Raw genomic sequence first — 12,209 nt, forward strand, 5'->3', positions numbered from 1 at the left:
TAAACGAATAGATTTTTTAATTATGGCTGAGTGGACCGAAAGAGCTGAATTATTATTTAGAAAAGAAGGATTAGAAAAATTACAAAAGGCACACATACTTGTAGTAGGATTAGGTGGTGTGGGCTCTTTTGCGGCTGAATTTTTAGCCAGAGCAGGAGTGGGAAAAATGACCATTGTTGATGGCGATGTGGTGGATATAACTAATATTAACCGACAATTACCGGCTTTGCATTCTACTGTGGGCGAACCTAAAATTAGCATCGTAGGAGACAGATTGATGGATATTAACCCAGAGTTGCAATTGACTCGTGTACAGGAATTTCTTTCTCCGGAACGTGCTTTCGAAATTGTAAGTACCGACTTTGATTATGTTTTAGATTGCATTGATAGTATTACTCCAAAATTGAATTTGATTGTAGGAGCTAAGAAAAAAGGGGTGAAAATTATTTCTAATATGGGTGCTGGTGGAAAGATGCAGGCCAGTAAAGTGGTTGTAAAAGATATTAGCAAAACTGATGTTTGTCCACTGGCAAAAGTAGTTCGAAAACGCTTGAAAAAAATGGGAGTTAGCAGGGGAGTTAAAGCTGTATTTTCGTTGGAAAAACCAGATGAAGGTAGTGTAAAAAGAACAGATGGTTCTAATTATAAAAAATCGTTTTATGGAACTAACAGTTATATGCCGGGTTTATTTGGTTTACATGCTGCCGAAACTGTAATTCGTTATATTATTAAAAAAGAGTAACTCGTAACTCGTTCTTAGATACGAACTTTAAACATTTTACTAAGTACTAAGAACTAAAAATCTAAAAAAAAAATATGATACAAACTGTAATTTTTGACATGGACGGCGTAATAGTGGATACAGAACCCGTACATCGTTATGCTTATTATAAACAATTTAAAGAATTAAATATCGAAGTAAGTGAAGAGTTATATACTTCGTTTACTGGTAATTCTACCCGAAATATTTTCCAAAAGTTAAAAGATATTTTTCAACTGGAACAAGATGTTGAAGATTTGATTCTAAGAAAACGCAGTATTTTTAATGATGCTTTCGATACCAAAGAGGATTTAGAATTATTGGCTGGTGTTCGTAGTTTGATAGAAGATTTACATCAAAATGGTGTGCAAATGATTTTAGCTTCTTCGGCATCAAAGGTGACAATCGAACGCATCTTTAACCGATTTAAATTGCATGATTATTTCACACATAAAGTCAGTGGAGAAGATTTTCCAAAATCCAAACCACATCCTGCTATTTTTGAACATGCAGCAAGTTTATCGATTGCTCCTAAAGAAAATTGTATTATCATAGAAGATAGCACAAATGGAATTATTGCCGGAAAAGCGGCAGGAATTTTGTGTATAGGTTACAATAGTGAACATTCAAAAAATCAGGATTTATCTCAGGCTGATTTTGTGGTGAATCATTTTAACGAATTAAATTATGCAGTTGTTAAAGAAATAGATTCTAAATTATGCAATAATTAACAGCTGCTGTAATGCAGATGTTGTAAATTTGAATATTAAAAAAGTTACAGAATTATGAAAAGAGTATGTATTGTTTTATTCCTTATTGTTTCTCATTTAAGTATTGAAGCTCAGGTTAGAATTCCAGAAATGAGTCCAAAAGCTGTTGTTAAACAAGTAGTTGGTTTGACTGATGTTGAAATTGTCTATTCAAGACCTTCGGCAAGAGGGAGATCGGTTTTAGGAAATTTAGTTCCTTTTGGTCAATTGTGGCGCACGGGAGCTAATGAAAATTCAATAATTACTTTTGGTGATGATGTAGTGATTAACGGAAAGACATTAAAAAAAGGAAAGTATGCTTTGTATACGATTCCTAATGTTCAATCTTGGGATGTCATTTTTTATACGGCAACTGACAATTGGGGAACACCTAAAGAATTTGATGAGGCAAAAGTAGCTTTGAAAGTGAATGTTAATGAGGAAGCTTTAACTAAACCCGTAGAAACGTTTACTTTGGCCATTAACAATTTAACAACCAATTCGGCTACATTGGATATTTCCTGGGAGAACTCCTATGTTTCTTTGAAATTTGAAGTTCCTACTAATAAACTGGCTATTGCAAGTATCGATAAAACTTTGGCTGGACCAACACCAGAACAATTTTATACAGCGGCTCAATATTATTATCAGTCTAATGGAGATATTGCTAAAGCAAGATCGTATATTGATAAAGCGGTCGAAATGTCTAAGAATGTTCCATTTTATTACTTGAGATTGAAATCTTTAATTCAAGCGAAACAAGGAGATAAAAAAGGCGCTATAGAAACTGCTAAATGGTCTATTTCAGCTTCGGAAGCAGCAGGAAATAAAGAATATGTAGAAATGAATAAAGCAAGTATTGAAGAGTGGAGTAGATAAAACTCTTTTTATATAAAATTTAAAATCCCATTTGCAGTTAGATGTAAATGGGATTTTTTGTTTATTCAATAATTTTTACTTTTTTAAAAAGAGTAGCTTGTAACAAAGCAGAAAGCACAATCGTCATCATGGCTCCAATAAAATTCAGCCATAGATAGCCTAGTTTTTCTTCGCCACTTGGATAAATAAATATGGCAAAATAATAAATTATTAAGATGGTCAATTGGCTAATAAAGGCAGCGTAGAATATGGCTTGGGCTTTAACAAATTTGATATAAAAACCCACTAAAAAAATTCCTAATACAGTACCGTAAAAGATAGAACCAATGATGTTTACCAATTGGATTAAGTTTTCGAAAAGTGTTCCAATACAAGCAAAAAGAATGGCTACAATTCCCCAGAATAAAGTGAAGAATTTAGTTGCATTCAAATAATGCTTTTCGGTTTTGGGTTCTTTTAAATTTCGTTTGTAAATATCAATAGCGGTCGTAGAAGCCAAGGCATTAAGTCCTGAAGCTGTAGAAGACATAGCTGCTGATATGATTACAGCGAGCAATAATCCGATTAATCCTTTGGGTAAATAGTGCAAGATAAAATGAAAGAAAACATAATCTTTATCATTGGTTTCGCTACCGCTATCGGCTTTGTGAATAATTTCTTTGGCATGATCCCTTAAATCTTTTTCTTTGGTAGAAATGGCTACCAATTCTTTTCTTAGAATAGGATTGTCATAGTCTTGATTCAATTGATCAATGTATAAAAGGTTGATTACTTTTTTGTCTTCGGAAAGTGTTTCTAGGTTTTTTTCTAAAAGATGATATTCGTTTTTATACTTTGATTTTTCAATCATCAACTTGTTGTTAGGATTGAAATTTAACGGAACAGGATTGAATTGGAAAAACACAAAAACCATGACTCCCGTTAGCAGAATAAAAAACTGCATAGGAACTTTAAGCAAACCATTCATGATTAATCCCATTTGGCTTTCGCGAACAGATTTACCTGATAAATAACGTCCTACCTGCGATTGGTCAGTTCCAAAATATGCCAATGCCAGAAAGAAACCTCCTGTTATTCCACTCCAAATGGTATATTTTTCTTCAGGATCAGTCGAGAAATCTACAATGTTCATTTTTCCATTGGCACCTGCAATATGCAAAGCATTAGTAAAAGTCATATCATTGGGTAGGAAATGCAGAATGAGAAAAAAGGTAATAAACATCCCCGACATAATTACAAACATTTGTTGTTTTTGGGTGACGTTTACTGCTTTAGTTCCACCAGAAACGGTGTAGATAATCACCAAGATTCCAATTACAATATTCATATAGGTCAGATTCCAACCCAATAATGCCGATAAAATGATGGCAGGAGCGTAAATAGTCAAACCAGTTCCCAAACCTCTTTGGAATAAAAACAAAATGGCAGCTAAGGAACGTGTTTTTAAATCAAAGCGTTTTTCAAGATATTCATAAGCGGTAAAGACTTTGTATTTGTGGTATATGGGGATAAAAGTCAAGCAAATAACAATCATGGCAATGGGGAGTCCAAAATAAAATTGTACAAATCCCATTCCGTCATGATAGGCTTGTCCTGGAGTAGAAAGAAAAGTGATGGCGCTGGCCTGTGTAGCCATAACCGAAAGGCCTACGGTATGCCATGGCGTTTCATTGCTGCCAAGGATAAAATCTTCAACATTTTTACTTCCTTTAGTTTTCCAAGCACCATAAACAACTATAAATAGTAGGGTGATAATTAATACAATCCAATCAAATAACTGCATGGCTTAAGAATATAATTTCATTATTAAATAAAATACCAAGATGTAGATTGCATTGGCAATGAGTACCCAAGTATAATCTGTTTTCCATTTTTTCTCTTTTTTTAGTCCCATGCTCTTTGTGTTTTATTTTACTGTTTGTACAGTTTCTGTTGTTTTTAAAGCAATCATATTAGCCAATAAACGATAGGCTCCTGAAACCCCCATGGGTAATTCTCTAAACAAACTTAATCCTGTATAGATATATTGTCCAGTACCATAAGTTGCTACTAATAATGCTCCTTTTTTAGGAGTTTCGCCCTTGTCATGCGAAGCAATAATAGGAGTAAAGGAGGCGTCAAATACGTTTGGATAGTACAAACCTTGTTCCTGAGTCCAACCTTTAAAATCTTTTTCAGTGATTTTGTTTGGATAATTTAATACGGGATGATTAGGAGCTAAAAACTCCACGGCTGCATTTTCATCGGTTACTCTATCCGTAGAAAGCGTTAATGGATAAGGAGCAATATTTGCCGGAATGGATTTGTCAGGTGTGTTGTATTGCACAATTAAGGTTTTACCTCTTTTAACGAATTCCAATAATAAATGTTGTCTGGTTTTTAAAAACGGAAGGGTATTGTAAGCACGAATTCCGGTAATAATAACATCAAAATTGTTCAAGTAACGGCTGTTAATCTCTTCAGGAGTAATAAATGTAACCTTATAGCCCATTTGGGTTAAGCAATCAGGTACATTATCTCCAGCTCCCATGATGTAACCAATTCTTTCATTGGTGGTTATTAAATCTAATTTTTTAAATTTTGCTTCCGATGGAAGAAGAACTTGTTGTTTACTAATATGATCGTAATTAATCATAATTTGTTCCTTGTCTTGTTTTTTATTTCCGTCTAAAAGAACCCAACTTTTTGCAGTTATTTCAGAGGCTTCTTTAGGTGGTGTTACATCAAAATAGAAAGTTTTTTCGTTGTCTTTTTTGTCCAAGCTAAAAGGAATATAGGGAGGATAAACATTCCAGTTTTCGCCAACTTCTAATTGTAGTTCTCCTTTAATGTTGTCTTTTCCTGCTCTAACCATAACAGCCATTTTCTTAGTGTTTCCATCATTGAAAAACGAAATTTGGTCTATAATTCTAGAACTTACCTCAGGAACAACATCCAGATAATTGTACAGTTCTCCTTTTACTTTATCGTTGAATTTGTATACAACTACACGTTCAAATGGAATATTTGTTCCATCAATTGCAATGTTGAATTCAAGTTTAACTTGGCGAATGATATCAGGAATACCTATGTTTTCTTGATTGGAAACTTGATACATACCTGTAGTTGGCTTTTCTTTAAGCCAGTTGGGTTGGCTGTACTCAATATCTTCAGCTAGCTGAATAGTAATCAATAGATTTTGAGGAATGTTGTTGTCTAATGCATGATTTAAAACAGTATTGTTTTGGTCAGGAAAGCTAGTGATGCTTTTTAGTTCCATTGGAACAGCACTTCGGTTAATAGCTTCAACTTTAATATTTACACTACTTCCAGGAGTTACTTGTTCTTCGGTAGCAGCAGCTTCCAGATACAAACCAGCACAACTGGAAATTATATTTTTTAATTCATTTAATTTAATTGGTTTCCAATGGTTTTCATCCAAGGCATTAATCATTTGATAAGCTTTGACCAAATCAGGAATTGAAGCTGAAGGATTAGAAAAATTAAATTGCTTTTCTATTTGATTAATAAGTTGACCAATCGCTTTTCCTCCTTTTACACGATTCCAGCTGGTATCAATTCCATCAAAAATATTGGTTTTGTCCTTTAGCGCTTTTCCATTAATAAGTTCTAAATATTCATGGTCTTTACCACGACTACCAGTACTGCCAAAACCTTGCGATTTGTGGGAACTTCTGCTTAAAGCCGCAATTTCTTGATTAGATTTTCCTAATTCAGGATAGTAAACTCCTGTTTCTAAACTGATGAAATTAGATTTATTGGCAGCATCAAATTTTTCCTGACTGCCATAAAACCATACCGAAGGATTAAAGAAAATACGTTTAGCCTGCCATGGAGCATACCACTGTAATTGTTCTGGAAAACGATTTGGGTTGTTAGATAAATCATAACTTTCGACACTTAAAATGGCCGAAGCAGTATGATGTCCGTGAGTAGTTCCCGGTGAGCGATGATCAAAACGGTTGATGATTACATCGGGTTGGAATTTTCTAATGGTCCAAACTACATCTGCCAGTACTTTTTCACGATCCCAAATTTCAAAAGTTTCGTCTGGGTTTTTGGAAAAACCAAAATCATTAGCACGACTAAAAAATTGTTCACCTCCATCTATTTTACGAGCTTCAATTAATTCTTGGGTTCTAATAACCCCCAATAATTCTCTTAGTTCAGGCCCAATTAGATTTTGCCCCCCATCGCCACGAGTTAAGGAAAGATAAGCAGTTCTTGCTTTTTTTTCGTTAGCTAAGTAGGAAATGAGTCGCGTGTTTTCGTCATCAGGATGCGCCGCAATATAGAGAACGCTTCCTAAGAAGTTTAATTTCTGAATTTGGTTGTAAATTTCAACAGCGTTTTGTTTTTGTGGTTTTTGGGCTGTTGTTATTTGGAAAAACAAAAGGGATATAAAAATAAAAAAGGTTCTATTTTTGAGCATTTTTGTTGGTTTTAATAGCAATAAATTCAAATGTAATAATTATTTATTTGTAATAAAATCATTCAAGTTTTCTAGAATATTAGAATGTTTTTTGAGATGTAAAGTCTAGCAAAAAATGTACCGAGAATTTTCTTGCATCAAAAAAAGTGGATTTTATATAAAATAAATTAAAAATCAATGCTTTGTAAAAGAAAAAAACTACTTCAAGAAGTAGTTTTTTTATAATGAGAAGATTTTTAAATTTTAACCTTGATAACAATTTTTTTAATTTTTCCATTACTAATCATGGCAGCATGAACATCTTCTGGAAATAGGATGGTAAATTGTCCTGGATTTAATTCAAAAAACATATCGGGTTGGTCAAAGAAAAAACGAACGTCTTTTTCGTCACTGTAATCGCCATTTGGGCTCACACATTTTTCTCTAGGTTTCCATGCATAGGTTTCTGGACCGGTTACGCAAACCTGAATATCAATATTTTGGTCATGGCATTCAAAGTGAACCAAACTTTGTTCTTTTGAATTTCCGTTTCCAGAATTTACAATGATTTTTAAATCATCGGTGTATTGGGTAACGCCATCAGCTAGATTAGCCAAGTCATTTTCTTTTAAAAATTGGAATGCTTTTTCGAAAGCAGGATGTAAACCATAGTATTTCGATGCACTGTTTAATGAATCTACAATCATTTTTAAGTTGTTTTTTTATTTTATAGGTAATTGAAAAATCCTTTTTTAGGAATAAAAAATAAAAATACATTTTTAAATTTAATAGTAGATTGAAAATAATAGAAAAGTAGCATATTCATTCTGATAATTACTTTTTGAAGTATAAAATAGATTTAAAAGGAATGAAAAAGAGGAGTAAGCTATGGTAATTACTCCTCTTTATTAGATTAAAATATTGATTTAATTATTTTTTGTCAGCAGTTGCTGTTACAGGATTTACTCTTACATAACCGCCATTTTGGAATTTGATTTGGTAGGTAGAATTAAAAAAGGTACTTGGTTTATAATAATCGGTTGTGATGATTTGAGCTCCAGATTTACTGGCATCATTAAAGTGAGTATAATCGTTATTACGAGCTTCTGTTGTATTGCTATCAGCGCGAGTTCTGATGATGTATCCTTTTTTTACTAAGTCGGTTATGGTTTTATCTTCAGCATTGTTTCTAAATAATGTGGCTGCTTCAGCTGTTCCTGGATTTGCATTTGCAAATACCATTCGGCCTTTAAGCGAAGGATGATTGAGTATATACAAATCACGTTTTTTACCATTATCATCTAAAATGAATAAAAATTTGCCTTTGGCTTCAGCCAATGTTGGCCAGTTCTCATGAAGTACTGCTTCTTCAAGAGTAGCATAATTTCCTCTTACCATATCAGGAGTGATTAACTTATCTACTCCAAGATTAGTTTTAATAACCTGATCAACCTGATCAAATAATTCAGATGTAAAGGCTTCTGGTTCTGTACCAAATTGATTCATTTTCCCATCTTTAGGTTCTAATGTGATAAATACAGGAATGTGTTCTGGATGCGCATCAGACCAAGTTTTTAATTGTTTTAAACAATCTTCAAATGTTAAATAAGAAGTTCTGAAATCAATATCGGGGATGTGTAATATTTTAAATCCAGGCTTGTTCATTTTACCCTCAACATCATAAGGTTCTTTTGGCGTAACAAGATCTAAGCCTTTAGGATGTGCATATTTACCTCCTTTACTATCGGCATAAATATCAATTTCCAGATTGCGTAATCCCATATTCAATTGGTCTACAATAGGAATATGCTCGTATTGGATGCCTTTTAATTGGTGCAAAGAATCTTTACTTTCTAGATATTGAAATAACTTAGGTTCGATGGCTTTTTTATAACTGTTATGCGAACCAATAACTTGTATTTTGTTTAATTTCAATTGGTCATTTTGAGCAGATGCCTGATAAAACACTGCTGTGCAAGCAATAACAGTTAGTAGAGAAGATAATTTCATGTTTTTTAATTTCGAATGATTAAAATTATAGGGTTTCATTAATTTGGGGTAAGAATAATTGATTTTTACAAAATTATAATTGTAAACTTAAGTTTACTATAGTTTCAAAAGAAGATATCGTAATGTAAATGTTATCTTAATCTAATAATTTTTTAATACTGTTTTATGTTATTGGAAAGATAAGATTTTGCTACTACAAAATATTAGACGTTACAAAAGATTTCAAGTAAAACTTTGGTTATATTGAACAATAGGCTATACGAGATTAAATTATAGAATCCGTCAAAATTTTTTTTGGCGGATTTTTTTTGTCTTTCATTTATAAAATCATTCTAATGTTCTAATTTTATCAAAAAAGCAGGTATGGATTTTTTCTTTAAAACAATTTTAGGTAGTTTTTTTATATTGAGTGTATTTTCATGTAAGTCGCAAACTACAGTAGTAAAAGCCGTAAATGAAACAGTTGTAATACTTGATGATACCACTTTTGTGAATCTAAAAGACTACAGTGCTGATTTTATTTACGACATGAAGTATGCTACCGAAGATAATTTCTTGAAAGCTAAAGTCTATGATTGCGCGGAATGTATGCTGCGTTTGAAAACAGTTCAAGCATTGGTTGCAGCTAACAAAGTTTTTATAAAAAAAGGATACCGAATCAAATTGTTTGATTGTTATCGACCATTAGATATTCAAAAAAGAATGTGGAAAATTGTTTCTAACCCAGAATATGTTGCTGATCCAGCTAAAGGTTCGATTCATAATCGGGGAGGAGCGGTTGATATTACTTTGGTAGATAAAAATGGAAAAGAATTGGATATGGGAACTCCTTTTGATTTTTTTGGAATAAAAGCCAGTCATAATTATGATAAACTGTCAGATAAAGTTAAAAAAAATCGTCTTTTATTAAAAAGTATTATGACTGAGAATGGTTTTAATGCATTGCCTTCTGAATGGTGGCATTATAATCTACAATCGGCATTAAAGGATAAGGTTGCCAATGAAAAATGGGATTGTCAATCCATTAAATAATCTTTTTAATCACTCTAAGTTTGTGCGTGTGTTTGTTGGTTTCAGGATTGAAGATTCCTAGATGATCAATACGATCAATTCTCACTTTTCCGCTAGAATGAATAATATAGTTGTTTTCCATGATGATGCCCACATGAATAATATTACCTTCTTCATTGTCAAAAAAAGCTAAGTCACCCGGTTCGCTTTCTTCAATAAAACTTAGTGCTTCTCCTTGAGTGGCTTGTTGCGAGGCATCTCTTAATAGTTTGTATCCATTAAGTTTATAAACCATTTGTGTAAACCCCGAACAGTCTATTCCAAAAGGAGTTTTTCCGCCCCAGAGATAAGGAGCATTCAAATACAAATAAGCGGTATTGATAATGTTTCTCTTGTTTTTTACGCCATTTACCTTAGTTCCTTCAAATTCAAAATTTTGAGTATTGATTTCGTTATTGTTTAAAAAAGACAACGAAGAACCTAGCGGAATAGGGATTAGTGTATTGGAAGAAGCCGTAATATATTCGATTAAATCAGCATTAAGAATAATAGTTTCTTTTGATAATTGTTCGAAATTAGCCTCAGTAATTATTTGGTATTGTTTAGCATCTACCCAACCTTCGTAGTCGTCGTATTGTAGTTTTATACGAGACCATTGGTTGCGTTTTTCCAGTATTTTAAAGTGTTCACCAAATAGAACCTGAGAAACAATTTCACTTTTGTCACTTGGTTCAAATCGAAGCGGGATGATGGCTAAATTACAAATTCCGAACATTAATTCTTTTTTTAGATTCTTTCAATAACAATTGCTGATGCACCTCCGCCACCGTTACAAATGGCAGCAGCTCCTATTTTGGCATTATTTTGTTCTAAAATATGAAGCAAACTTACTAAGATTCTGGCACCAGAACAACCTAGTGGATGTCCCAGAGAAACAGCACCTCCGTTTACATTTACTTTTTCACTATCTAAGCCTAGGATTTTGATATTGGCTAAACCAACAACAGAAAAAGCTTCGTTGAATTCAAAAAAATCGACATCGTCTATTGTTATTCCTGCTTTGTCTAAGGCTTTTGGTAAGGCCTTGGCAGGGCTTGTTGTAAACCATTTGGGTTCTTGCGCAGCATCGGCATAGCTTTTTATGTAAGCCAATGGTTTTAGTTGTAATTCGGCTGCTTTTTCTTCACTCATCAATATTAAAGCGGCAGCTCCATCATTTATAGTAGAAGCATTTGCAGCAGTTACCGTTCCTCCTTTTGTAAAAACAGCATTTAAAGTAGGGATTTTGTCTAACTTTACATTAGTAAATTCTTCGTCTTTACTAATGCTAATAGCTTCTCCGCGTCTTTGAGGTACTTCAACTGGAACTACTTCTGCATCAAATTTACCTGCTTCCCATGCTTTTGCTGATCGACGGTAGGATTCAATGGCATAATTGTCTTGTTCTTCGCGACTAATATGGTATTCCGTAGCACATAAATCGGCGTAAACGCCCATAGCTTGATTGTCATAAGCATCTACTAAACCGTCTTTTTGCATGCCGTCAATCAATGTAGTAGGACCAAATTTGACACCATTTCGTAAATGTGTATAATGTGGAATCAAACTCATGTTTTCCATACCACCAGCCACTACAATTTCGGCATCACCAGATTGAATGGCTTGAGCAGCCATCATAACTGCTTTCATGCCAGAGGCGCAAACTTTATTAATAGTAGTACAAGGAACACTGTTTTTTATTCCGGCAAATAGAGCTGCCTGACGTGCCGGTGCCTGACCTACACCAGCTTGAATTACATTTCCCATTAAAACTTCATCAACCAGAGTAGGATCTAGTTTAATTTTATCTAAAGCGCCTTTTATGGCTGTAGCACCAAGTTGAGGTGCCGTGATATTGGCTAATCCTCCCATGAAACTCCCAATAGGAGTTCTGGCGGAAGAAACGATAACTACTCTTTTGTTCATGTTTTGAAATGGTTTGAATGTATAGTTGTAGCAAATTTACTCTTTTTTGTATAAAATTTATATTTTAGGTCGTTGATTCTCTTTTTCAAAAATAGTTTTGAAATTTATTTAAATCTATGTAATTGATTGTTAGTGTTTTTAGAAAAAAGATAAAAAAATAATAAAAAAAAGCTTTAAAATAGTTGTGAGAAATGGGATGATGTGTTACATTTGCAACCGCAAAACAAGACACGTTCTTTGAGCTTGGAGAGGTGCCAGAGCGGTAATGGAGCAGATTGCTAATCTGTCGACGAGTAATCGTCGCCAGGGTTCGAGTCCCTGTCTCTCCGCTTTATATTTTTCCTTCGGGGTGTAGCGTAGCCCGGTTATCGCGCCTGCTTTGGGAGCAGGAGGCCGCAGGTTCGAATCCTGCCACCCCGACAAA

At 33.7% G+C, this 12,209-nt stretch carries 10 protein-coding genes and 2 tRNA genes; 6 read left to right on the plus strand and 6 right to left on the minus strand.

The genetic code is table 11. From position 1 onward, the window contains the following. Positions 1-22 precede the first annotated feature (22 nt). From AC4FRF_RS09025 to AC4FRF_RS09035, 3 genes are all read left to right on the plus strand, one after another. Positions 23-742 (plus strand): tRNA threonylcarbamoyladenosine dehydratase, encoded by a 720-nt coding sequence (locus AC4FRF_RS09025; protein WP_491159171.1) that lies wholly within the window; start codon positions 23-25, stop codon positions 740-742. 74 nt (positions 743-816) lie between these two features. Beyond that, positions 817-1,491 carry an HAD family hydrolase gene (locus tag AC4FRF_RS09030; RefSeq protein ID WP_491159172.1) on the plus strand — a complete coding sequence of 225 codons (675 nt, stop codon included), beginning with the start codon at positions 817-819 and terminating at the stop codon, positions 1,489-1,491. Between the two features lie 54 nt (positions 1,492-1,545). After that, positions 1,546-2,388: a DUF2911 domain-containing protein gene (locus tag AC4FRF_RS09035; RefSeq protein WP_491159173.1), complete on the plus strand. Its 843-nt coding sequence runs from the start codon at positions 1,546-1,548 to the stop codon at positions 2,386-2,388. Positions 2,389-2,449: 61 nt separating this feature from the next. On the opposite strand, the gene AC4FRF_RS09040 is transcribed toward AC4FRF_RS09035, so the two are convergent. From AC4FRF_RS09040 to AC4FRF_RS09055, 4 genes are all read right to left on the minus strand, one after another. Next, positions 2,450-4,171, minus strand: a complete 1,722-nt coding sequence (locus AC4FRF_RS09040) for a sodium:solute symporter family transporter (RefSeq protein ID WP_491159174.1) — start codon at positions 4,169-4,171, stop codon at positions 2,450-2,452. Positions 4,172-4,294: 123 nt separating this feature from the next. Continuing rightward, positions 4,295-6,820, minus strand: a complete 2,526-nt coding sequence (locus AC4FRF_RS09045) for a PIG-L family deacetylase (protein WP_491159175.1) — start codon at positions 6,818-6,820, stop codon at positions 4,295-4,297. Positions 6,821-7,056: 236 nt separating this feature from the next. Next, positions 7,057-7,506 carry a NanQ anomerase/TabA/YiaL family protein gene (locus AC4FRF_RS09050; protein ID WP_491159176.1) on the minus strand — a complete coding sequence of 150 codons (450 nt, stop codon included), beginning with the start codon at positions 7,504-7,506 and terminating at the stop codon, positions 7,057-7,059. A 223-nt stretch (positions 7,507-7,729) separates the two neighbouring features. Then, on the minus strand, positions 7,730-8,809 hold the full coding sequence (locus AC4FRF_RS09055; protein ID WP_491159177.1) for a phosphatidylinositol-specific phospholipase C1-like protein: 1,080 nt from the start codon (positions 8,807-8,809) through the stop codon (positions 7,730-7,732). A 363-nt stretch (positions 8,810-9,172) separates the two neighbouring features. Between AC4FRF_RS09055 and ddpX the strand changes: the two genes are divergently transcribed. Then, positions 9,173-9,841, plus strand: coding sequence for a D-alanyl-D-alanine dipeptidase (gene ddpX, locus AC4FRF_RS09060; RefSeq protein WP_491159178.1), 669 nt, complete (start codon positions 9,173-9,175; stop codon positions 9,839-9,841). Here the strand turns inward: ddpX and AC4FRF_RS09065 are convergent. Both AC4FRF_RS09065 and AC4FRF_RS09070 read right to left on the minus strand, forming a co-directional pair. After that, the gene (locus AC4FRF_RS09065; protein WP_491159179.1) at positions 9,834-10,595 is read right to left on the minus strand and encodes a C40 family peptidase; all 762 of its coding nucleotides are present in this window, start codon (positions 10,593-10,595) and stop codon (positions 9,834-9,836) included. The two genes, ddpX and AC4FRF_RS09065, sit on opposite strands and share 8 nt — an antisense overlap. Before the next feature lie 11 nt (positions 10,596-10,606). Next, positions 10,607-11,785: an acetyl-CoA C-acyltransferase gene (locus tag AC4FRF_RS09070; protein WP_491159180.1), complete on the minus strand. Its 1,179-nt coding sequence runs from the start codon at positions 11,783-11,785 to the stop codon at positions 10,607-10,609. A 245-nt stretch (positions 11,786-12,030) separates the two neighbouring features. Here AC4FRF_RS09070 and AC4FRF_RS09075 point away from each other — a divergent pair. Together AC4FRF_RS09075 and AC4FRF_RS09080 are read left to right on the plus strand one after the other, a co-directional pair. Continuing rightward, positions 12,031-12,114: transfer RNA gene (locus tag AC4FRF_RS09075), tRNA-Ser, on the plus strand. A 16-nt stretch (positions 12,115-12,130) separates the two neighbouring features. After that, positions 12,131-12,205: transfer RNA gene (locus AC4FRF_RS09080), tRNA-Pro, on the plus strand. Positions 12,206-12,209: the final 4 nt, after the last annotated feature.

The sequence above is a fragment of the Flavobacterium sp. ST-158 genome (assembly GCF_058309975.1).

What these genes read in the sequence shown, in the direction of transcription:
- AC4FRF_RS09070 (WP_491159180.1), bottom strand. Translation starts at nt 11,785, where the DNA reads ATGAACAAAAGAGTAGTTATCGTTTCTTCCGCCAGAACTCCTATTGGG.
- AC4FRF_RS09030 (WP_491159172.1), top strand. Translation starts at nt 817, where the DNA reads ATGATACAAACTGTAATTTTTGACATGGACGGCGTAATAGTGGATACA.
- AC4FRF_RS09050 (WP_491159176.1), bottom strand. Translation starts at nt 7,506, where the DNA reads ATGATTGTAGATTCATTAAACAGTGCATCGAAATACTATGGTTTACAT.
- AC4FRF_RS09055 (WP_491159177.1), bottom strand. Translation starts at nt 8,809, where the DNA reads ATGAAATTATCTTCTCTACTAACTGTTATTGCTTGCACAGCAGTGTTT.
- AC4FRF_RS09025 (WP_491159171.1), top strand. Translation starts at nt 23, where the DNA reads ATGGCTGAGTGGACCGAAAGAGCTGAATTATTATTTAGAAAAGAAGGA.
- AC4FRF_RS09065 (WP_491159179.1), bottom strand. Translation starts at nt 10,595, where the DNA reads ATGTTCGGAATTTGTAATTTAGCCATCATCCCGCTTCGATTTGAACCA.
- AC4FRF_RS09040 (WP_491159174.1), bottom strand. Translation starts at nt 4,171, where the DNA reads ATGCAGTTATTTGATTGGATTGTATTAATTATCACCCTACTATTTATA.
- AC4FRF_RS09035 (WP_491159173.1), top strand. Translation starts at nt 1,546, where the DNA reads ATGAAAAGAGTATGTATTGTTTTATTCCTTATTGTTTCTCATTTAAGT.
- ddpX (WP_491159178.1), top strand. Translation starts at nt 9,173, where the DNA reads ATGGATTTTTTCTTTAAAACAATTTTAGGTAGTTTTTTTATATTGAGT.
- AC4FRF_RS09045 (WP_491159175.1), bottom strand. Translation starts at nt 6,820, where the DNA reads ATGCTCAAAAATAGAACCTTTTTTATTTTTATATCCCTTTTGTTTTTC.